Origin of the sequence: Pseudomonas fluorescens, assembly GCF_000967965.1 — a bacterium.
GTDB lineage: Bacteria > Pseudomonadota > Gammaproteobacteria > Pseudomonadales > Pseudomonadaceae > Aquipseudomonas > Aquipseudomonas grandcourensis.
The window spans coordinates 25,228-47,275 of record NZ_LACC01000023.1 but is presented as its reverse complement, the minus strand read 5'-3'; the positions used below and the strand labels follow the sequence as shown (position 1 = coordinate 47,275).

Genomic DNA, 22,048 nt, shown 5'->3' with positions numbered 1-22,048 from the left:
TTATAAGCAGGGATCTTTGGTATCGAACAGGCGCTATGTTTAACAATAGGCCAAGCTGTCAGATCGAGAGCGCTAAAAGTTATACCAAAAAACAATATTGTACAGGTTTGAACCCCGGCGTAGTCTGTACAGAAAGGTAAACGAGGCCCCTATGACTGTACCTATCGCAATCATCGGCACCGGCATTGCCGGACTCTCCGCCGCCCAAGCCCTGACTGACCTCGGGCATGTGGTTCAACTGTTCGATAAAAGTCGTGGCAGCGGCGGGCGCATGTCGAGCAAGCGCAGCGATGCGGGGGCTCTGGACATGGGCACGCAGTATTTCACTGCCCGCGACCGGCGTTTTGTCAACGAAGTTCAGCGCTGGCAGGCCAAAGGCTGGGTCGCCGAGTGGACGCCGCAGCTGTACACCTACCATGGCGGCCAACTCAACCTGTCGCCGGACGAACAGACCCGCTGGGTCGGCACGCCCCGCATGAGTGCCATCACCCGCGCGCTGCTCGGCGACCTCGAAGTGCATTTCGCCTGCCGGATCACCGAAGTTTATCGCGGTGAAGAACACTGGCACCTGCAGGACGCCGAGGGCTTCACCCACGGACCGTTCAGCCACGTGGTCATCGCCACGCCGGCCCCCCAGGCCACGGCTCTGCTGGCATCAGCGCCGAAACTCGCCGGAGCCGCCGCCGGGGTGAAAATGGACCCGACCTGGGCCATAGCCCTGGCCTTCGAAACGCCGCTGGAAACGCCCATGGAAGGCTGCTTCGTGCAGGACAGCCCCCTCGACTGGCTGGCCCGCAACCGCAGCAAACCCGGACGTGACAACACCCTCGACACTTGGGTGCTGCACGCCACCAGCGCCTGGAGTCGCCAGCACATCGACTTGTCCAAGGAAGCGGTGATCGAACAGTTGCACGGCGCCTTTGCCGAACTGCTGCACGATTCCATGCCCGCGCCGAGCTTCAGCCTCGCCCACCGCTGGCTTTACGCCCGCCCCGCCAGCAGTCACGAATGGGGCACCCTGGCCGATGCCGACCTGGGGCTGTACGCCTGTGGCGACTGGTGCCTGTCCGGACGCGTCGAAGGAGCCTGGCTCAGCGGTCAGGAAGCCGCCCGCCGCTTGCATGAGCACCTGCAGTAAAGAGCATCAATCCGAACAAATCGCTGCTGTCGTCCTGGACAGCAGCCCGCCACAAAACTTATACACAATGTTTGACTTGTACAACTTCGAATCTATGATGAAGTTATCTTGTACAGACTCGACCGTCTGCACAGGTTCAGATTCGAGGTGCTCCGATGTCCCATGCCCCCGCCAAACAGAAAATCGCCATCAACGCCTGCCTGCTGCACCCGGACTTGCCAGTGGAAGAAGACAGCCGGCTCAATGATCCGGTGCTGCGGGAAAACTTCCTCACCCGCGTGTTCGCCTACAGCGCCTGGCAGCAGCTACGCCAGGAAGGCCTGACCCGGCGCGGTCTCACGGACTTTCACTCGCGCTACAAATACCTGCTGATGGCCCACAACCCGGAGCAGTACAAAGTGCTCGGCAATCTGCTGGGGATCATGGGTCATACCGATCCGAAGGAACTTGGCCCGCGCTACTTCAGTGAACTGATGGTGGCCCTGAAAAAGTGCGCCACCCGCCGCACCCATACCAACGTCCTGCAACACCTCAGTGGCTACCTGAAACAGGCCATCAGCCACGAAGACAAGCAGGAAGTGCAGCACGTGATCAGCCAGTACCGCCTGGGCATCGTGCCGCTGGTGGTGCCGCTGACGCTGCTCAAACATCACTTTCGCCAACACCCCGATCCGTACATCGCACAGCAGGTTTACCTGCAACCGCACCCGGAAAACCTCAGCCTGCGAAACGCCATCTGATGAAAAAAGCACTCGACACCAGTGCCCGCGAAGACCTCGGCGATGACCTTAAAAAGGCGCTGGACGAAGGCTGGCTGCCGATCCGTGAAGTGGCGCGGCAAACCGGCGTCAATGCCGTGACCTTGCGCGCCTGGGAGCGGCGCTACGGCCTGATCGTGCCGCAACGCACACCCAAGGGCCATCGGTTGTTCTCGGCCGACCACGTACAACGCATCCAGACCATCCTCACCTGGCTCAACCGTGGCGTTGCCGTCAGCCAGGTCAAGCCATTGCTCGACACGCCGCAAGCCTTCAGCGAGTCCGTCGACAACGATTGGCACGTCTTGCTGCAAACGTTGTTGCAGGCGGTCAGCGGATTGCAGGAACGTGCCCTGGATGACAGCGTCAATCAGGCGATGGCGCTGTATCCGCCGCGAACCCTGTGCGAGCAATTGCTGATGCCCTTGCTGGCTACTCTGGAGCAACGCTGGCAAGGCCAGTTCGGGGCGCAGATGGAGCGGGGCTTTTTTTGTGCCTGGCTACGCAGCAAGTTCGGTGCGCGCATCTACCATAATAATCGTCAGTTGCGCACCGCGCCGCTGCTGCTGGTCAACCACTCGGACCTGCCCATGGAGCCGCACCTTTGGCTAACGGCCTGGCTGATCAGCAGCGCGGATTGCCCGGTGGAGGTCTTCGACTGGCCGCTGCCTGTCGGAGAACTGGCATTGGCGGTCGAATTTCTGCAGCCCCGTGGGGTTCTGCTGTACTCAAGCAAAGCCCTGAATCCGGCGCAGCTGCCGAAACTTTTCAAAGGCGTCAGTTGCCCAAAAATGATTGCCGGACCAACGGTATGCATCCACCACACCGAGTTGTCCGCAAGTACTGCCGAGATCGCTGATCTGTACCTGGCCGAAGATCCGTTGTCGGCACATCAGGCACTCGTTCAGCACGGGCTGATTTAAATGAATAGCGCGGATACCAAAATGCAATTGATCTGGCTGCGCAGTGACTTGCGCCTACATGACAACACCGCCCTCTCGGCCGCAGCGGCTCGCGGCCCCTGCGTGGCGGTGTATCTGCTGAGTCCGGAACAATGGCTGGAACACGACGATGCGCCCTGCAAAGTGGACTTCTGGTTGCGTAACCTGCGCGAGTTGAGCCGCGAACTGGGTCAACTGAACATTCCCCTGCTGATCCGCCAGGCATCGCGCTGGGATGACGCACCCAGCGTATTGCTGAACCTGTGCCGACAGTGGCAGGTCGACGCGCTGTATCTCAACGAAGAGTACGGCATCCACGAATCCCGTCGCGATGCAGCGGTCGCCCGGACGCTACAGGCCGAAGGCATCGAAGTTCGCCGCTACCTCGATCAATTGTTGTTCAAGCCAGGGAGCGTACTGACCCGCACCGGCACTTACTTTCAGGTCTTCAGCCAATTCCGCAAAGTCTGCTACGAACGACTGCACCACTCGCTGCCCAGCCTGGTCCGCGCGCCGCACAAACAAGCGCCGCTGAACATTGCCAGCGATCCGATCCCCTTGAGCGTCGACGGCTTCGCAACACCTGCTGACAACCTGCGCAACCTGTGGCCGGCGGGCGAAGCGGAAGCCCGGCATCGCCTCGACAGCTTTAGCGTTGCGCAGATCGAGCACTATCAAAGCGAACGGGATTTCCCGGCGAAGCCCGGCACCAGCCAGCTCTCGGCCTATCTGGCCGCCGGGGTGATTTCTGTGCGCCAATGCCTGCACGCGGCCTTGAACAGCAATCAAGGCGAATTCGAAAGCGGCAAGAGCGGCGCCGTTACCTGGATCAACGAACTGCTGTGGCGAGAGTTCTATAAACACATCCTGGTGGGCTACCCACGGGTTTCCTGGCACCGCGCATTTCGTCCGGAAACCGAAGCTCTGGCCTGGCGCAACGCCCCCGAAGAACTGGCCGCCTGGCAACAGGCTCGTACCGGCTTGCCAATCATCGACGCCGCCATGCGCCAACTACTGGCAACTGGCTGGATGCACAACCGCCTGCGCATGGTGGTGGCGATGTTCCTGAGCAAAAACTTGCTGATCGACTGGCGCGAAGGCGAACGTTTTTTCATGCGTCACCTGATCGATGGCGACTTGGCAGCGAACAATGGTGGCTGGCAGTGGAGTTCCTCCACCGGCACCGACTCGGCGCCTTACTTCCGGATTTTCAACCCATTGAGCCAGTCGGAAAAATTCGACCCCGAAGGCGTGTTCATCAAGCAATGGCTTCCGGAACTGGCCGGGTTGAATAAAAAAAACGTGCACAACCCCGCCAATCTCGGCGGTCTTTTCGGTGTTGTGGATTACCCCTCACCGATCGTCGACCTGAGTACTTCCCGTACACGTGCGTTGACGGCATTCAAAAACCTGCCCTCGCGGCAATACGCCGCGGTTGGGTCATGAGTTACCGCCACCGGGATGACTTCGATGCCGGGTCTTTGCATTATGAACATTTACCCGTATTGGGCCGGGCAATTGCCCGGCTGAAAAGGAGATTGGGATGAGTCGTACACTCGCACGACGATACTGGCTGACAGGCGCAAGCAGTGGCATCGGCGCCGCCCTGGCCGAAGAAATCCTGAAAACCGGTGCGCACCTGGCCGTCAGTTCACGCACCGTGGCACCACTGAAAAACTTGTCGCTACGTTACCCGGGGCAGGTGCTGGTGGTCGCCGGAGACCTGACCAACAGCCAGACCGTACGCGAGATCGGCGAGCAGATTGCCGAGGACTGGGGCTCGCTGGACACCGTGATACTCAACGCCGGCACCTGCGAGTACGTGGATGCCAAGCAGTTCGATGCGTCGATTGTCGAACATGTGGTGCGCACTAACCTGTTGGCCAGCAGCTTTTGCATCGACGCCGCACTGCCTTTGCTGCGGGCCGGCACCGCACCGCATATGGTAGCCATGGCCAGTACGGTGACTTACCTGCCGCTGCCCAAGGCAGAAGCCTACGGCACCTCGAAGGCCGGGCTGCGTTACCTGTTCGAATCCCTGCGCATCGACCTGGCGCATGAAGGTATAGAACTCACGGTGATCAGCCCCGGGTTTGTCGAGACTCCGCTGACGACGAAAAACGACTCCCCCATGGCCTTGAGTTGGCCGGTGGAGAAAGCCGCGCGGCACATCTTCGAAAAACTCAAGGACCGACCGCTGGAAATCGCTTTCCCGGCAGCGTTCATGGCCGCCCTCTGGCCGCTCTCCAAACGGCCGGACCAAGTGAAACTGGAGATAGGCAAACGCATGGTGCGCAGCCAGCCGCCGATCAAGGATCAACCCTGAAAGTCGTCATCATCGGCGGCGGTATCCCGGACGTTTCGATACTTGAGCGTCCGTCAGACCTTTCACACAGCACCCGGTGACTGCCTTACACTGCGCACCATGAAAACCATCCCCCATACGCAAATCGCGGAACCCGCGGTCACCTGCTCGACCTGCGCAGCCTGCTGCTGCCAGCTCGAAGTCATGCTGATCACCGATACGGGCGTGCCTGAACGGTTCATCGATACCGATGACTGGGGCGGGGAAGTGATGCTGCGCCTGGACGACGGCTGGTGTGCCGCGCTGGATCGCAACACGATGATGTGCACCATCTACGAAAAACGCCCGTTGATCTGCCGGGAGTTCGAGATGGGCGCACCGGAGTGCATCGACGAACGCCAGGGGATTTCGACGGCGTATCGCTGAACTGGAAAACAACGTGTCCCCCTGTGGGAGCGAGCTTGCTCGCGATAGCGATTTCAGATTCAACATTGATGTTGAATGAAATATCGTCATCGCGAGCAAGCTCGCTCCCACAGGGGATTTGCAACCCGCTGAAACCGTGGTGCTTACAACGGCAAGGTGTAATGCAGCGAGTAGCTTTCTACACCGTCGTTGGAACTGGCGAGCCCGGCGTTGGAATAGTGCGTCGCGCGGACCCCGACTTCGTGGCCACCATTGAAGCGCAGGCCAAAACCGAACCGGTCTTCAAACTGGAAGGCACTGCCGATGTTGTTGTCTTCGAGTCGGGTATTGGAAAACACCGCCACGCCAATGCCTGCTTCAACGTACGGTTTGACGTTCTGACCGGCAAATTCGTAAACGAACACCGGAGAGAACGACAGGCTGTTATTGCTCGAGGTCTTGTCGCCCTCCCAATAGGTGTAGGCACCGCTCCAGTAACCGGTCACACGGCCAACGTCACTCTGCCACCAGCTCTGGTCCCAATCGAATTGCATGCCCAGTCGATACGTCATGGTCGAATCGCTGGTCTGACCAACCGCGAACTCCACACCTGCCGCCTGCGCGGTAAAAGTGTGCCCCATTAGTGCGGCCGCAATCGCGGCCAAGCAGAATAGTCGCTTCACTAGAAACATCCTTTTGCGAACGATTTCGTATGGTTTTTTTGTTGCAAAGCCCTGCAAAAACTATAGAAGTCAGCGATTTATCAGAAGTTCACCCGACTCTTCGTATTCCCCCCGGACAGCCTTCTACCTGTTGAAGCTTCGCACAACGCCAGAGGTATTCCACAGTATCGGCAAGATATTTCTGAAATGAAGCGGATCGGCGCTGGTCCAGAACTGCGCCTCACGGGCCGGTCCCTCGGCGAGCAGCTCGCCTTCGGCCAGCAGACGCTGAAGTTGCCGCGCGACGGCGGCGCCGGTGTCGATCAGGCTGATGTCCTCGGGGATCATCTGCCGCAGCATCGGCTTGAGAAAGGGGTAATGGGTGCAGCCGAGAATCAGGGTGTCGGCGCCGGCAGCCAGCAATGGCTCGACATACCCGGCCAACAGCTGACGCAGCTCGGGGCTGCGCAGGTCGCCGTTTTCAATCAGCTCCACAAGCCCTGGACAGGGCTGGGTAATGACTTTCACGTCCGTGGCGAAGCGGTCGAGCAATGCGGCGAACTTGGCGCTCTGCAAGGTGCCGGTAGTGGCCAGCACCCCCACCACGCCGGAACGGGTTGCGGCGGCGGCCGGTTTGACTGCCGGCTCCATGCCGACGATGGGCCATTCGGGATAGTCGCGACGCAAGTCGGCGACGCCGGCCACCGTCGCCGTGTTGCACGCCAGCACCAAAGCCTTGGCGCCCTGCTGCCGAAAGAATTCAGCCATCACGCTGCAACGCTGTTGGATAAACTGCGGGGTTTTCTCACCATAGGGAACATTCCCGCAGTCGGCGACGTACAGCAGAGACTCATTGGGCAACAAACGCTGGATCTCGGCCAGTACCGAGAGCCCGCCGACACCGGAGTCGAACACGCCAATCGGCGCTTCACGCATGTTTCGACCCACAGACACTGCAACCCGGATCGCGCTTGACCCGCAATTCACGGAAGCGTGTACCCAAGGCATCGATCAACAGCAGGCGCCCCACCAGCGGCTCGCCAAATCCGGCCAGCAACTTCAACGCTTCAAGCGCTTGCAGACTGCCGACCAGCCCCACCAGCGGTCCGACCACGCCGGCCTCGCTGCAGGTCAATTCGGCTTCACTGCCGTGCCCGTATAAACAGTGGTAGCACGGACTCTCCGGCCGACGCGGATCGAACACCGACAGTTGCCCTTCGAGGCGAATCGCCGCACCGCTGACCAGCGGTTTGCCGGCGGTTACGCAAGCGGCGTTGACCGCTTCACGGGTGGAAAAATTGTCAGAACAATCGAGGACCAGATCCACCCCGGCCACCACGGCGGCCAGCGAATCTTCATCCAGCGCCGCACGATGAGCGATCAACTGGATCTCGGGATTGATCGCGCTCAGGCGCTTGATTGCCGAATCGACCTTGGTCATGCCGACACTGTCGGTGTCGTGAATGATCTGGCGCTGCAGGTTGGTCAAGTCGACCGTATCGAAATCCGCCAGGTGCAACTCGCCAACACCGGCGGCTGCCAGATACAGCGCCACTGGCGCGCCAAGGCCACCAAGACCGACGATCAATACGCGGCTTTCCTTGAGCCGCAACTGGCCGTCGATATCGATGTGTTGCAGCAGAATCTGCCGACTGTAGCGCAGCAATTCCTGATCATTCAGCACGGCAGGCGCCCCAGACTGATGCGTTGGTGACCGCCCAGATCGGTGCGGCTGTGGACTTCTTCAAAACCCCGGGTCAGCAGCAAATCGCGGACCGCCTCGGCCTGATCATAGCCGTGTTCGAGCATCAGCCAGCCACCGGCATCCAGATGGTCCGGTGCCTGGGCGACGATCAGGCGCAGATCGTCGAGCCCGTCGACACCCGCCACCAGGGCGCTGGCCGGTTCGAAGCGCACATCACCCTCGACCAGATGCGGATCGGCCGCTGCGATGTAGGGCGGATTGCTGATGATCAGTTGAAAACGCTGACCTTCCAGGGCGCTGAACCAATGGCTGCTCAGCACGGTGGCGTTGCCCAGGTGCAGGCGCTGGCGATTGCGTTCGGCCAGGGCCACGGCTTCCAGGACACGATCCACAGCGGTGACATTCCACGCCGGACGTTCGCTGGCGAGGGCCAGGGCAATCGCGCCGCTGCCGGTGCCGAGGTCGAGTACCTTGGCCGGTGTGGCCGGCAACAGCTCCAGCGCGGCTTCCACCAGCAACTCGGTGTCGGGGCGCGGTATCAGCGTGTGCGGTGCCACTTCCAGGTCCAGCTTCCAGAAACCCTGCTGGCCGAGAATATAGGCCACCGGCTCACCACTGCGGCGGCGCTGCAAATATTCGGCGAACGTCAGCACCGCTTCGCTCGGCACTATGCGCTCCGGCCAGGTGTGCAGGAAACTGCGGGACTTGCCCAACGCAGCCGCCAGCAGCAATTCGGCATCCAGACGCGCCGTCGGCGAGTCGGGCAAATCGGCGGCGCGCAACAAACTGGCAATGATCGTCATTTACTCACCTATCGCTGCCAGTTGATCGGCCTGGTACTCGGCCAGCAACGGCTCGATCACCGCCTCGACACCACCGGCGAGGATCTCGTCGAGGGAATACAAGGTCAGGTTGACCCGGTGGTCGGTGACCCGGCCCTGGGCAAAATTATAGGTGCGGATGCGCTCGGAACGGTCGCCGGAGCCGACCAGCAACTTGCGTTCGCTGGCGATGGCGTTGGCTGCGGCGGAGGTCTGCTGATCGTTCAGCTTGGCCGACAACCAGGACATCGCTCGGGCGCGGTTCTTGTGCTGCGAACGTTCTTCCTGGCACTCGACGACAATGCCGGACGGCAAGTGCGTGATACGGATTGCCGAGTCGGTCTTGTTGACGTGCTGGCCACCGGCGCCGGAGGAGCGATAGGTATCGACGCGCAGGTCGGCCGGGTTGATCTCGATGACTTCCTGTTCGTCCGGCTCGGGCAATACCGCCACGGTGCAGGCCGACGTGTGGATGCGGCCCTGGGATTCGGTCGCCGGAACCCGTTGCACGCGGTGCGCACCGGATTCGAATTTCAGCTTGCCGTAGACGTTGTCGCCTTCGACCCGGGCAATCACCTCTTTATAGCCGCCGTGCTCACCCTCGTTTTCCGAGAGGATTTCCACCCGCCAGCCACGACGCTCGGCGTAACGCGAATACATGCGGAACAGGTCGCCGGAGAAAATCGCCGCCTCGTCGCCGCCGGTACCGGCACGGATTTCGAGGAACACGTTGCGCCCGTCGTTCGGGTCCTTGGGCAGCAGCATGCGCTGCAGGTCGGCTTCGAGCGTGATCAGGCGCTCCTTGGCCTCGCGGACTTCTTCCACGGCCATTTCACGCATGTCCGGGTCGCTGTCCTTGAGCAGTGCCTGGGCGCCTTCGAGGTCGTCCTGCACTTTCAGCAGTGCTTTATAGGCGCCCACGATCGGCTCAACTTCCGCGTACTCCTTGGAATAGGTGCGGAACTTGTTCTGATCGGAAATGACCTCGCCGTCGCCCAGCAGGGCAGTCAATTCCTCGAAACGGTCCTGGAGAATATCCAGCTTATTGAGCAGTGACGCTTTCATTGCGGTTTTTTATCCGAAAAGCTATCCGATGAGCCCTCACCGAGGGCAAAGAGTTCCTGGGCCATCGCCAGCGCATCCAGGCGACCTTCGGCAGAGAGCTTTTTCAACTGCACGCTCGGTGCGTGCAACAGTTTGTTGGTCAGCCCGCGGGCCAGTTGCACCAGCACCTCTTCGGCACTGGTGCCGTTGGCCAGCATGCGCTGGGCCTTTTGCAATTCTTCGTCGCGCAGGCGTTCGCTCTGTTGACGATAGGCCTTGAGCACGTCCACCGCTGCCAACTCGCGCAGGCGGACCATAAAGTCTTCGGCGCCGATCGAGACCATCTCTTCGGCGGCCTGGGCTGCGCCCTGACGGCTCTTGAGGTTCTCGGCGACCACTTCGTGGAGATCGTCGACGCTATAGAGGTAAACGTCGTCCAGTTCACCGACTTCTGGCTCGATGTCGCGGGGAACAGCGATATCCACCATGAAGATCGGTTTGTGCTTGCGCAGTTTCAAGGCGCTTTCCACCGCACCCTTGCCCAGGATCGGCAACTGGCTGGCGGTGGAACTGATGACGATATCGCTGCGCACCAGCTCTGCCGGAATATCCGACAGCAACACCGCATGGGCGCCGAACTGCTCGGCCAGAATGCTCGCGCGCTCCAGGGTGCGGTTGGCGACCACAATGCGTTTTACACCCAGGTCATGCAGATGGCGGGCGACCAGGGTGATGGTCTCGCCGGCGCCGATCAACAAGGCCTGGCTGCGTTGCAGGTCGCTGAAAATCTGCTTGGCCAGGCTCACCGCGGCAAACGCCACCGACACAGGGTTTTCGCCGATGGCCGTGTCGGTGCGCACCTGCTTGGCCGCATTGAACGTGGCCTGGAACAGCCGCCCGAGCAACGGCCCGATGGTGCCGGCCTCGCGGGCCACGGCATAGGCCGATTTCATCTGGCCGAGAATCTGCGGCTCGCCCAACACCAGCGAGTCGAGCCCGGAAGCGACCCGCATCATGTGACGAACTGCCGCATCATCTTCATGCACATAGGCGCTTTCGCGCAGCTCGTCGTAGCTCAAATGATGATATTCGGCCAGCCAGCGCAGCACGACGTCCGCCGACAGATGATCCTGTTCTATATAGAGTTCACTGCGATTGCAGGTGGAGAGGATCGCAGCTTCGCGGCTGTCGGTGAGTCGGCAGAGCTGCTGCAAGGCCTCAACCAGCTGTTCAGGGGTAAAAGCCACGCGCTCGCGGACGTCTACTGAAGCAGTCTTGTGGTTAATACCGAGTGCAAGGAAGGCCATTCAAAGTCGCTGATTGTGACGTGAAGCCGACAATTGTCCTACTTCGACGGAATCAGAACAACTACTCGATATCTATCGCGCCGGTAGACGACGCCGACGTTGCGAGCGGTTCTCGTTTAAAGGATCGCCCAGAGTCTTCTATCGGGTTGGCAGGTAAATTGCCGGGCCGGTTATGTTTGGCCGAAAGCTTGTGTCATGATGATCCGACCGCAGGTTAGTCGTCCTCCTCCTATATGAATAGATCTTCCGCGTTGCTTCTCGCTCTTGTCTTCCTCAGCGGCTGCCAAGCCTTGGCACCCGTATCGTCGGACGGTACGCCGCCGGCTGAAGACAGCACCCCGGCCCCTGAAAAGCCCAAGGTCTACAGCTCATTCAGCGAGGAAACCATCTTCAGCCTGTTGAGCGCCGAACTGGCTGGCCAGCGCAATCGTTTCGACATTGCCCTGGACAACTATGTGACCCAGGCCATCAACACCCAGGATCCGGGCATCTCCGAGCGGGCATTTCGCATCGCCGAATATCTGGGCGCCGACCAGGCAGCCCTGGATACCGCGCTGATCTGGGCCAGGAACGCCCCCGACGACCTCGAAGCGCAACGCGCCGCCGCCGTGCAACTGGCACGTGCCGGGCGTTATGACGATTCCATGGTCTATATGGAGAAAGTCCTGCAAGGCAAGGGCGACACCCATTTCGACTTCCTTGCGCTGTCCGCGGCCGACACCGACCAGGACACCCGCAACGGTTTGATGAAAAGCTTCGACCGTTTGTTGCAGCGTCATCCGGACAACAGCCAGCTGATTTTCGGCAAGGCTTTGCTGATGCAGCAGGACGGCGACGCCAAAGGCGCGTTGAAGCTGCTGGAAGACAATCCGCCGGACGACGGCGAAATCGCACCGATCCTGCTGCGCGCACGCCTGCTGCAAACCCTCCATCGCGGTGACGAGGCCTTGCCGCTGCTGCAAAAAAGCATCAAGAAATACCCGGATGACAAGCGCCTGCGCCTGACTTACGCGCGCATGCTGGTTGAACAGGACCGCATGGACGACGCCAAGGCCGAGTTCTCGAGCCTGGTCCAGCAATACCCGGAAGACGACGAACTGCGTTACTCCCTGGCACTGGTCTGCCTGGAAGCCAAGGCCTGGAACGAGGCCAAGGGTTATCTTGAAGACCTGATCGCCCGGGAAAGCCATGTCGACTCGGCACACCTGAACCTCGGCCGCATCGCCGAAGAACAAAACGACCCGCAAGGCGCGCTGATCGAATACGCCAAGGTTGGCCCGGGCAGCGACTACCTGCCGGCGCAACTGCGTCAGGCCGACATCCTGATCGACAACGGCAAGACCGCCGAAGCCCAACGCAAACTGGCGGCAGAGCGCGACGAGCAGCCGGATTACGCGATCCAGTTGTACCTGATCGAAGCCGAAACCCTGTCCGCCAACAATCAGGGCGACAAGGCCTGGAACGTTCTGCAACAAGCCTTGCAGCAATATCCGGACGATTTGAACCTGCTCTACACCCGCGCCATGCAGGCGGAAAAACGCAATGACCTGGCGCAGATGGAAAAAGACCTGCGCACGATCATCAAGCGTGACCCGGACAATGCCATGGCGTTGAACGCCCTCGGCTACACCCTGTCCGACCGCACTACGCGCTACGCCGAAGCCAAGGCCCTGATCGAACAGGCGCACCGGATCAGTCCGGAAGACCCGGCGGTACTCGACAGCCTTGGCTGGGTGAATTACCGCATGGGCAATCTCGACGAAGCCGAGCGCCTGCTGCGCCAGGCCCTGGAACGCTTCCCAGACCAGGAAGTCGCCGCTCACTTGGGCGAAGTCCTGTGGGCCAACGGCAAACAGCGCGAAGCGAAACAAGTCTGGGGCAAGTTCCTCAAGGAACAACCCGACAGCCCGACCCTGCGCGGCACCATCAAACGCCTGACCGGATCAGAGACTCTTTAAGATTATGTTTTTGCGCCATTTCATCGTTTTCAGTTTCATCACCCTGCTCGCCGGTTGTGCTGGCCTGGGTCCCCGCGAATCGGTCGAGGGGCACGGCGACCCTGCCCAATGGCGCGAGCACAAAGAACAACTGACCAGCCTCGATGGCTGGCAGATCGACGGCAAGATCGGCATTCGCGCACCGAAAGACTCGGGCAGCGGCACGCTGTTCTGGTTGCAGCGCCAGGATTACTACGATATTCGCCTGTCCGGACCACTGGGCCGCGGCGCGGCTCGCCTGACCGGACGCCCGGGCAAGGTGTCGCTGGAAGTCGCCAACCAGGGACGCTACGACGCGCCGAACCCGGAAGTGCTGCTCGAAGAACAGCTGGGCTGGAAATTGCCGGTGTCCAACCTGGCCTGGTGGGTGCGCGGCCTCCCGGCTCCCGGCAGCAAAAGTCGCCTGACCCTGGACGGCGACAGCCGCCTGGCCAGCCTGGAACAGGATGGCTGGAAGGTCGACTACACCGCCTACACCCAGCAAAACGGTTACTGGTTGCCCGAGCGCATCAAGCTCAGCGGCACCGACCTTGATGTCACGCTGGTGATCAAGGTCTGGCAACCGCGCAAACTGGGGCAATGACATGCCGGACAATCGCCTGACGCTGCCTTCGCCAGCCAAACTCAATTTGATGCTGCACATCCTGGGGCGCCGTGAAGACGGCTACCACGAACTGCAGACGATGTTTCAATTTCTCGATTACGGCGACGAAATCACCTATGCCCTGCGCGATGACGGTGTCATCCGACTGCACACTGAGTTCCCGGGCGTTCCCCACGACAGCAACCTGATCGTCAAGGCCGCCAGAAAACTTCAGGAGCAATCCGCTTGCTCGCTGGGTGTCGACATCTGGATCGAAAAAATCCTGCCCATGGGCGGCGGCATCGGTGGCGGAAGTTCGAATGCAGCAACAACATTGCTTGGTTTGAATCATCTGTGGCAATTGGGCTGGGATGAAGATCGCCTGGCCGGGCTGGGGTTGACGCTGGGCGCCGACGTCCCGGTTTTCGTACGTGGCCACGCGGCTTTCGCCGAGGGCGTGGGGGAGAAACTGACCCCTGTCGACCCGGAAGAACCGTGGTATCTGGTGCTGGTGCCGCAAGTCTCTGTTAGTACGGCAGAAATTTTTTCAGATCCGTTGTTGACACGTAACACTCCTCCCATTAAAGTGCGCCCCGTTCCCAAGGGAAACAGTCGTAATGACTGCTTGCCGGTGGTAACAAGGCGTTATCCAGAGGTACGTAACGCTTTGAATTTGTTAGGTAAATTTACCGAAGCAAAACTCACCGGAACTGGAAGTTGTGTGTTTGGGGGCTTCCCAAGCAAAGCTGAAGCTGATAAAGTCTCGGCCCTTCTTACAGAGACCCTTACAGGGTTTGTAGCAAAAGGAAGCAACATTTCGATGTTGCATCGCAAGCTGCAAAGTCTGCTCTAAAGGAACCGATTACTGGGTAATCGTTGCAACAGATACAGGGGCGTCGCCAAGCGGTAAGGCAGCAGGTTTTGATCCTGCCATGCGTTGGTTCGAATCCAGCCGCCCCTGCCATTTTCCTATACTCATCCAGGTTACCCTCAGCCTTCAGGTACTGCGCGTGTCCAAGATGATGGTCTTTACGGGGAACGCTAACCCCGATCTGGCTCGGCGTGTTGTACGTCAGCTGCATATCCCTCTCGGTGACATCTCTGTCGGTAAATTCTCCGACGGCGAAATTACCGCCGAGATCAATGAAAACGTTCGCGGTAAAGACGTCTTCATTATTCAGCCGACTTGCGCTCCGACCAACGATAACCTGATGGAACTGGTAGTGATGGCTGACGCCTTCCGCCGCTCCTCGGCTACTCGTATCACTGCTGTTATTCCTTACTTTGGTTATGCCCGTCAGGATCGCCGTCCGCGTTCCGCACGTGTGGCTATCAGCGCGAAAGTCGTGGCTGACATGCTTACCGTAGTCGGCATCGACCGTGTTCTCACGGTTGATCTGCATGCTGACCAAATCCAGGGTTTCTTCGATATTCCGGTAGATAACATCTACGGCTCCCCCGTTCTGGTGGATGACATCGAAGATCAGCGCTTCGAAAACCTGATGATCGTGTCCCCGGACATTGGCGGCGTCGTGCGTGCACGTGCCGTTGCCAAATCCCTGGGCGTGGATCTCGGGATCATCGACAAACGCCGTGAGAAAGCCAATCACTCTGAAGTGATGCATATCATCGGTGATGTCGAAGGGCGTACCTGTATTCTGGTCGATGACATGGTCGATACCGCCGGCACCCTGTGCCACGCGGCCAAGGCCTTGAAAGAGCATGGCGCTGCCAAGGTTTTCGCCTACTGCACACACCCTGTGCTGTCCGGTCGGGCGATCGAAAACATCGAAAATTCCATGCTGGACGAACTGGTGGTGACTAACACCATCCCGTTGTCCGCTGCTGCACAAGCCTGCTCGCGTATCCGTCAACTGGATATCGCGCCGGTAGTTGCCGAGGCGGTTCGCCGCATCAGCAATGAAGAATCGATCAGCGCGATGTTCCGCTAAGGGCCCTGCCCTTCTCGAAATGTCTCGTTGACGAAAAGCGCCCCGCCCCGGCATTCCTGTCGGGGCGGGGCTTTTTTGCCCATATCGCCTTTAGCGCTGGTCGCAAACGCTGGGGCGAATGTGGTTATTTTGGAGATACAACATGAACGAATTTACCCTGAATGCTGAAGTGCGTTCCGACCTGGGGAAAGGTGCGAGCCGCCGCCTGCGTCGTCTCGCGAGCCTGGTTCCAGCTGTAGTTTACGGTGGCGAAAAAGCCCCTGAATCCATCAGCATGCTGGCCAAAGAAGTTGCCAAACTGCTCGAAAACGAAGCGGCTTACAGCCACATCATCGAGCTGAACGTTGGTGGCACCAAGCAGAACGTCGTGATCAAAGCCCTGCAGCGTCACCCGGCCAAAGGCCACGTGATGCACGCTGACTTCGTACGCGTAGTAGCTGGCCAGAAACTGACCGCTATCGTTCCAGTGCACTTCATCAACGAAGAAGCACCGACCAAGAAAGGCGGCGAAATCTCGCACGTTGTTGCCGAGATCGAAGTTTCCTGCCTGCCGAAAGATCTGCCTGAGTTCATCGAAGTCGACCTGGCTAACGCCGAAGTCGGTTCGATCATTCACCTGTCGAACCTCAAAGCTCCTAAAGGCGTTGAGTTCGTGGCCCTGGCACACGGCGATGACAAGGCTGTTGCCAACGTCCACGCTCCACGTGTTGCTCCAGAAGCTGCAGAAGGCGCTGCAGAGTAATTTTACTCTGTACGCCGGAGTGACCGGAAACATCGCGGACTAGAGCATAGCGAGAAAGCGGGCGAGAACGCGGAGTTTACATCATGGTAAATGAGCAATTTTCGTCCACTTTCGCCGCTCTCCCTGATTGCGGCGATGTTATCCACCACTCCAAGGAAGGGCCCCTATCGTGACTGCCATCAAACTGATCGTTGGCCTGGGAAATCCAGGCGCTGAATACGAGCAGACCCGGCATAACGCAGGGGCCCTTTTTGTTGAGCGCATCGCGAACGCACAAGGCGTGAACCTTGTGGCGGACCGCAAGTATTTCGGCCTGACCGGGCGCTATTCGCATCAGGGTCAGGATGTTCGTCTGCTGATTCCCACCACGTACATGAACCGCAGCGGCCAGGCCGTAGCGGCACTCGCCGGTTTCTTCCGCATCAAGCCTGAAGAAATCCTTGTGGCGCACGACGAACTCGACCTGCCACCCGGTGTTGCCAAGCTCAAGCAGGGCGGCGGCCATGGCGGTCACAACGGGTTACGCGACATCATTGCGCAACTGGGCAATCAGAATACCTTTCATCGCTTGCGGCTTGGCATTGGCCACCCGGGCGTTGCCAGTATGGTTTCAAATTTCGTCCTGGGTCGTGCGCCACGCGCCGAACAGGAAAAACTCGATGCCAGCATCGACTTTGCCCTCGGCGTGCTGCCGGATATCCTCGCCGGGGAATGGAACCGCGCGATGAAAAACCTGCACAGCCAGAAGGCCTGACTCTTATCCGAGGGGAAACACCATGGGATTCAATTGCGGCATCGTCGGCCTGCCTAACGTCGGCAAGTCCACCCTGTTCAACGCCCTGACCAAATCCGGGATCGCGGCCGAGAACTTCCCCTTCTGCACCATCGAACCCAACAGCGGTATCGTGCCGATGCCCGATCCGCGCCTGGATGCCTTGGCAGTCATCGTCAATCCAAAGCGCATCCTGCCGACCACCATGGAATTCGTCGACATCGCGGGCCTGGTAGCCGGTGCGTCGAAAGGTGAAGGCCTGGGTAACAAGTTCCTGGCCAACATCCGTGAAACCGATGCCATCGCCCACGTGGTCCGCTGCTTCGAAGACGAGAACGTGATTCACGTTTCCAACAGCGTCGATCCGAAACGCGACATCGAAATCATCGAGCTGGAACTGATCTTCGCCGACCTCGACAGCTGCGAGAAGCAACTGCAGAAAGTCGCGCGTAACGCCAAGGGCGGTGACAAGGACGCAGTGGTCCAGAAAGGCCTGCTGGAGCAACTGATCGCCCACTTCACCGAAGGCAAGCCCGCACGCAGCCTGATGAAGAACATGGGCGCCGACGAAAAAGCAGTGATCAAGGGCTTCCACCTGCTGACCACCAAGCCGGTCATGTACATTGCCAACGTCGCTGAAGACGGGTTCGAAAACAACCCGCACCTGGACGTAGTACGCGCCATCGCCGAAGAAGAAGGCGCCGTGGTTGTTCCTGTGTGCAACAAGATCGAAGCGGAAATTGCCGAGCTGGATGACGGCGAAGAGAAAGACATGTTCCTCGAAGCCCTGGGCCTCGAAGAGCCTGGCCTGAACCGCGTGATCCGCGCTGGCTACGAAATGCTGCACCTGCAGACCTACTTCACCGCCGGTGTCGAAGAAGTCCGCGCCTGGACCGTCCGCGTCGGTGCCACCGCACCACAAGCCGCTGGCGTGATCCACACCGACTTCGAAAAAGGCTTCATCCGCGCCGAAGTGATCGCCTACAACGACTTCATCCAGTACAAGGGCGAAGCCGGTACCAAGGAAGCCGGTAAATGGCGCCTGGAAGGCAAGGACTACATCGTCAAAGACGGCGACGTGATGCACTTCCGCTTCAACGTGTAAGCCTCACGCCCAAGAAAAAGCCGCGTTTGATACGCGGCTTTTTTGTGCCTGAAACAATCACCCGCCCCACCACCAATTCCCTGTAGGAGTGAGCCTGCTCGCGATGACGGTCTGTCAGTCGACAGAATCGCTAACTGACACACCGTCATCGCGAGCAGGCTCACTCCTACATTGGGAAATGTGTTGGATCAGGCCTTTTTGGTTCGCGGCAGGAAGATCGCCAACACCCCGAACAACGGCAAGAACGAACACAGGTAGTACACGTACTCGATGCCGTGAATGTCCGCCAGATGCCCGAGCAACGCTGCGCCAATCCCGCCGAAGCCGAACATCAGGCCGAAGAACACCCCGGCGATCATCCCGACATTGCCCGGCACCAGTTCCTGGGCATACACCACGATGGCCGAGAACGCCGAGGCGAGGATGAAGCCGATGATGACGCTGAGGATGCTGGTCCAGAACAGGTCGACATGGGGCAGCAGCAATGTGAAGGGTGCAACGCCGAGGATCGAGAACCAGATCACCGCCTTGCGCCCGATCTTGTCGCCGATCGGCCCGCCGAAGAATGTCCCCGCCGCGACCGCGCCCAGAAACAGGAACAGGTGCAACTGCGAACTGGCCACCGACAGGTCGAACTTCTCGATCAGGTAGAAGGTGAAGTAGCTGGTGAGGCTCGACATGTAGAAATACTTGGAGAACACCAGCAACCCGAGTACCACCAGCGCGCTGGTCACTCGGCTCTTGGACAGGCCGTGAGTCGCCGCCTGGCCTTGCTTGAGCTTGAACAGGTTCAAGTGGTTGGCGTACCAGCGGCTGATCCGGTAAAGCACGAACAGCGCAAACACCGCGAACAGGCCGAACCACGCCACGTGCCCCTGACCGTAGGGAATGATGATTGCCGCCGCCAGCAACGGGCCGAACGCCGAGCCTGCGTTACCGCCGACCTGGAAGGTCGATTGCGCCAGCCCGAAGCGACCGCCCGAGGCCAGTCGCGCCACGCGGGACGCTTCCGGGTGGAAGGTCGATGAACCGATGCCGATCAAGCCCGCCGCCAGCAGGATTAGCGGGAAACTGGCGACCACCGACATCATCAGAATCCCGACCAGGGTGCAGACCGTCCCCGCCGGCAACAACCACGGCTTGGGATGGCGGTCGGTGTAGTAGCCGACCCACGGCTGCAGCAGCGAGGCCGTCAACTGGAACGTCAGGGTGATCAGGCCGACCTGGGTGAAGGTCAGGCCATAGTTGGCCTTGAGCATCGGATAGATCGACGGCAGCACCGACTGGATCAGGTCGTTGATCAAATGCGCCAGCGCCACCGCGCCGATGATGCGCATCACCAGGGGACTGCTTTGGGGCGTAGTGGAAGCCGGCACTGAGCCGGTCTGGGCGTTGCTGATAGCCATGGGAATTTCCAGACAACAGGAGGTACAAACGTGCAGGTGCGTCAATGTGCCATTTTTCAGTGCAGCAACGCCATTCCCTTAGCCTGCTAACGACTTGGTTTTTCATCGCCACAACCTTGATGGCGCAAAGCCATGGTCTGAATCTTGCCTTCCTTGTCAGCTTGAACGCGGCTTCCTTACAAAGGAGACCGACAATGGGAAGTTTCGCTACAGAGTCGGCCTACAGAGCGGACAAGGGTGAACTTTCGAGGCCTTTTTAGAGGGCACGAGTCGGGGGTGCAACAACCTCCGGCGCACGCCAATAGTGCGTGGTGTCCAGAGGAGTCTTGGGGCATGCAGGCTTTTTTATCACCGGGGATCGGGCTGCTGGGGCGCTTTGGCTTCGCACGTAAATTCCAGCTGTTGTTTCTGCTGTTTATCCTGCCGCTGGCCGGCAGCCTGTGGATGATCGGCCAGGACTATCGCGACAAACTCAGCCTGATCTCCGGCGAACGCGCCGGGGTGCGGCAACTGCTTGCGCTTGATGCGCTGGATGACCTGCTCGCCGCCCAGCGTGATCGCGCCGCCCGATGGCGCGCCACGGAAACCAATCGCCAGCCGACGCCGGCCACCCTCGCCGCGATGGCCGCCTTCGATGCGGTTCAGCCCGCCGTCAGCCAGGCCACTGCCGAGTTGGGCAATGCCCTGCAAAAAGAAAGCGACGAGGGCGAAACCCTGTCGCGTTATCAGGCCCTGCAAACCGCTCTCGATGGCCTCGATTCAAAAAGCCTGAGCAATGTCGGCTGGTGGCCCGATGGCTACGATCGCTTCACCAACGCCTTGAGCGCCCTGCAAGCCTTGCGCGAGCAGATCGCCATGGACAATCGCCTGACGCTGGCACCGTGGTTGGAAACCTACTTGCTGACGCAGATCTCCACCCAGCATGCGCCGGACCTGATCGAACGGGTCGGTCGTCTGGCGGCGGTGGGCCAGGCCTCGGTGGTGTCCGGGCAGTTCACCCTGCAAAGCCGCCTGCAACTGCGCGACCTGCGCAGTCGCATCGGCGATGCGCGAGAGCAGCTTGTGAAAACGGCTGGCCTGCTCGAAGCGCGCTTGCCCAGCGCCCTGCAAACCTGGGCCGGGCAATACCACGACAGCCTCAAGCGCCTCGATGCGGGCCTGAAGGTGCTGGATGACGGCGTGTTCGGCGGCAGCATCAACCTCAAGCCGGAGGACTTCGAACGCAGTCTCGATGCCCTGCTCTCCGACCTCGCCTCGTTGCGCCAGCAGTCGCTGGTGTCGCTGGATCAACGCCTGGATTACTACCACGGCTCGGCGATCCGCCAGTTCATTGTGGTGGCCGCCGTGTTGGGCTGCCTGCTGTTGGCCGCGCTGTATCTGTTCATCTGTTTGCAGGCCTCGATCCGCCGCAGCGCCAGCGGCATCACGCTACTGGCCGAGGCCTTGCGCGATGGAAATCTGAGCCTGCAGGTGCCGGTTCAGGGTCGAGACGAACTGGCAGTCATCAGCACCGCGCTGAACGTCGCCGTGGTGCAACTGCGCACCAGCCTGCAAGGGGTGGATCATGAAACCCTGCAACTGAGCAACGCGGTACAAACCCTCAACCATCATTCCAGCGACGCCCTGGGCGAAGTCGAAGCCCAGCAGTTGCAGATCAGCCAGATTGCCGCGGCGGCGACGCAACTGGCCGCCACCTCCAAAGGGGTGGCCCACAGTTGCGAACAGGCGTCCGGCAGCGCCCAGCACACCCGGCGCATTGCCGCCGACAGCAGCCGTGACAGCCAGCGCACTACCGCGAGCATCCAGCAACTCAATCAACGCCTGAACGACACTGCTGCGGCGCTGGGCCGGGTAAGCGAGCAGGGGCAGCAGATTCAACTGGTGGTCGACACCATTCGCGGCGTCGCCGAGCAGACCAACCTGTTGGCCCTCAACGCCGCCATCGAGGCGGCCCGGGCGGGCGAGCAAGGGCGTGGCTTCGCGGTGGTGGCCGATGAAGTGCGCAGCCTGTCGCAACGCACGCAATCGTCGACCGCACAGATTGCTGGCACGGTCGACAGCCTGCGCAACACAGTGAATGAGGCCGTCAGCCTGATGCAAGCCGCGTGCAGTCAGGCAGAGTCCGATGCGCAAGCGGTCACCGGCCTCGGCGAACGGCTCGGGGAAATCGCCAGTGCAGTGCAGAGCGTCACCGATACCCTGGCGCAAATCGCCACGGCGGTGGAGGAACAGGCCAGTACCGCCGACGAGGTCAGCGGCAACATCCAGCAAGTCGATCAAGCGGCGGTGCGTTTGCTCGAAGGCGCCCGCGCGGTGAACCAGGCAGCGGACACCCTGAGCCACGGCAGCAAGGCCCTCAGCGACAACACCGGGCGCTTCCGCTTGAGTTGAGTCAGCCAGGACTT

20 protein-coding genes, 1 tRNA gene and 2 pseudogenes are annotated in these 22,048 nt (G+C 60.2%); 16 read left to right on the top strand and 7 right to left on the bottom strand.

What is annotated here, in order from left to right; genetic code table 11:
• Positions 1-151 precede the first annotated feature (151 nt).
• From VC35_RS18600 to VC35_RS18575, 7 genes and pseudogenes are all read left to right on the top strand, one after another.
• On the top strand, positions 152-1,138 hold the full coding sequence (locus tag VC35_RS18600) for an NAD(P)/FAD-dependent oxidoreductase (protein ID WP_046041875.1): 987 nt from the start codon (positions 152-154) through the stop codon (positions 1,136-1,138).
• A 197-nt stretch (positions 1,139-1,335) separates the two neighbouring features.
• A pseudogene (locus VC35_RS18595) lies at positions 1,336-1,878 on the top strand (YbgA family protein); the annotation flags it as partial.
• Entirely contained in the window at positions 1,878-2,819 is a 942-nt protein-coding gene (locus VC35_RS18590) for a MerR family transcriptional regulator (RefSeq protein ID WP_046041874.1), read from the top strand. The pseudogene VC35_RS18595 and the gene VC35_RS18590, both read left to right, overlap by 1 nt.
• A gap of 21 nt (positions 2,820-2,840) precedes the next feature.
• Positions 2,841-4,283 carry a deoxyribodipyrimidine photo-lyase gene (gene phrB / locus VC35_RS18585; protein ID WP_046042017.1) on the top strand — a complete coding sequence of 481 codons (1,443 nt, stop codon included), beginning with the start codon at positions 2,841-2,843 and terminating at the stop codon, positions 4,281-4,283.
• 2 nt (positions 4,284-4,285) lie between these two features.
• Positions 4,286-4,384 (top strand): annotated as a pseudogene (locus tag VC35_RS29040) (nuclear transport factor 2 family protein); the annotation flags it as partial.
• Positions 4,381-5,163, top strand: a complete 783-nt coding sequence (locus VC35_RS18580; protein ID WP_046041873.1) for an SDR family NAD(P)-dependent oxidoreductase — start codon at positions 4,381-4,383, stop codon at positions 5,161-5,163. The pseudogene VC35_RS29040 and the gene VC35_RS18580, both read left to right, overlap by 4 nt.
• A gap of 99 nt (positions 5,164-5,262) precedes the next feature.
• Positions 5,263-5,568, top strand: coding sequence for a YkgJ family cysteine cluster protein (locus VC35_RS18575; RefSeq protein WP_007981864.1), 306 nt, complete (start codon positions 5,263-5,265; stop codon positions 5,566-5,568).
• A gap of 143 nt (positions 5,569-5,711) precedes the next feature.
• Here VC35_RS18575 and VC35_RS18570 read toward each other — a convergent pair whose 3' ends face one another.
• From VC35_RS18570 to hemA, 6 genes are all read right to left on the bottom strand, one after another.
• A complete protein-coding gene (locus VC35_RS18570) occupies positions 5,712-6,230 on the bottom strand; it encodes an acyloxyacyl hydrolase (RefSeq protein WP_046041872.1) in 519 nt (172 codons plus the stop codon).
• A gap of 123 nt (positions 6,231-6,353) precedes the next feature.
• Positions 6,354-7,145, bottom strand: a complete 792-nt coding sequence (murI, locus tag VC35_RS18565) for a glutamate racemase (RefSeq protein ID WP_046041871.1) — start codon at positions 7,143-7,145, stop codon at positions 6,354-6,356.
• On the bottom strand, positions 7,138-7,893 hold the full coding sequence (locus VC35_RS18560) for a molybdopterin-synthase adenylyltransferase MoeB (RefSeq protein WP_046041870.1): 756 nt from the start codon (positions 7,891-7,893) through the stop codon (positions 7,138-7,140). The genes murI and VC35_RS18560 overlap by 8 nt, the downstream gene beginning before the upstream one ends.
• Entirely contained in the window at positions 7,887-8,717 is an 831-nt protein-coding gene (gene prmC / locus VC35_RS18555) for a peptide chain release factor N(5)-glutamine methyltransferase (RefSeq protein WP_046041869.1), read from the bottom strand. The genes VC35_RS18560 and prmC overlap by 7 nt, the downstream gene beginning before the upstream one ends.
• Positions 8,718-9,800: a peptide chain release factor 1 gene (gene prfA, locus VC35_RS18550; protein WP_046041868.1), complete on the bottom strand. Its 1,083-nt coding sequence runs from the start codon at positions 9,798-9,800 to the stop codon at positions 8,718-8,720.
• Positions 9,797-11,086: a glutamyl-tRNA reductase gene (hemA, locus tag VC35_RS18545; protein WP_046041867.1), complete on the bottom strand. Its 1,290-nt coding sequence runs from the start codon at positions 11,084-11,086 to the stop codon at positions 9,797-9,799. Before hemA ends, prfA begins: the two co-directional genes overlap by 4 nt.
• A gap of 233 nt (positions 11,087-11,319) precedes the next feature.
• On the opposite strand from hemA, the gene VC35_RS18540 reads away from it, so the two are divergent.
• From VC35_RS18540 to ychF, 8 genes are all read left to right on the top strand, one after another.
• Positions 11,320-13,044, top strand: coding sequence for a tetratricopeptide repeat protein (locus VC35_RS18540; RefSeq protein WP_046041866.1), 1,725 nt, complete (start codon positions 11,320-11,322; stop codon positions 13,042-13,044).
• A 4-nt stretch (positions 13,045-13,048) separates the two neighbouring features.
• On the top strand, positions 13,049-13,666 hold the full coding sequence (gene lolB / locus VC35_RS18535) for a lipoprotein insertase outer membrane protein LolB (RefSeq protein ID WP_046041865.1): 618 nt from the start codon (positions 13,049-13,051) through the stop codon (positions 13,664-13,666).
• Between the two features lies 1 nt (position 13,667).
• Positions 13,668-14,519: a 4-(cytidine 5'-diphospho)-2-C-methyl-D-erythritol kinase gene (ispE, locus tag VC35_RS18530; protein WP_046041864.1), complete on the top strand. Its 852-nt coding sequence runs from the start codon at positions 13,668-13,670 to the stop codon at positions 14,517-14,519.
• Positions 14,520-14,555: 36 nt separating this feature from the next.
• Positions 14,556-14,630: transfer RNA gene (locus tag VC35_RS18525), tRNA-Gln, on the top strand.
• A gap of 46 nt (positions 14,631-14,676) precedes the next feature.
• Complete coding sequence (locus tag VC35_RS18520) at positions 14,677-15,618, top strand: ribose-phosphate pyrophosphokinase (RefSeq protein ID WP_003208392.1); 942 nt, start codon at positions 14,677-14,679, stop codon at positions 15,616-15,618.
• A gap of 142 nt (positions 15,619-15,760) precedes the next feature.
• Positions 15,761-16,360 carry a 50S ribosomal protein L25/general stress protein Ctc gene (locus VC35_RS18515; RefSeq protein WP_046041863.1) on the top strand — a complete coding sequence of 200 codons (600 nt, stop codon included), beginning with the start codon at positions 15,761-15,763 and terminating at the stop codon, positions 16,358-16,360.
• A 169-nt stretch (positions 16,361-16,529) separates the two neighbouring features.
• Positions 16,530-17,114, top strand: a complete 585-nt coding sequence (gene pth / locus VC35_RS18510) for an aminoacyl-tRNA hydrolase (protein ID WP_046030136.1) — start codon at positions 16,530-16,532, stop codon at positions 17,112-17,114.
• 22 nt (positions 17,115-17,136) lie between these two features.
• Entirely contained in the window at positions 17,137-18,237 is a 1,101-nt protein-coding gene (gene ychF, locus VC35_RS18505) for a redox-regulated ATPase YchF (protein ID WP_046041862.1), read from the top strand.
• 188 nt (positions 18,238-18,425) lie between these two features.
• On the opposite strand, the gene VC35_RS18500 is transcribed toward ychF, so the two are convergent.
• Positions 18,426-19,643, bottom strand: coding sequence for an MFS transporter (locus tag VC35_RS18500; protein ID WP_046041861.1), 1,218 nt, complete (start codon positions 19,641-19,643; stop codon positions 18,426-18,428).
• 333 nt (positions 19,644-19,976) lie between these two features.
• Between VC35_RS18500 and VC35_RS18495 the strand changes: the two genes are divergently transcribed.
• Positions 19,977-22,034, top strand: coding sequence for a methyl-accepting chemotaxis protein (locus tag VC35_RS18495; RefSeq protein ID WP_046041860.1), 2,058 nt, complete (start codon positions 19,977-19,979; stop codon positions 22,032-22,034).
• Positions 22,035-22,048: the final 14 nt, after the last annotated feature.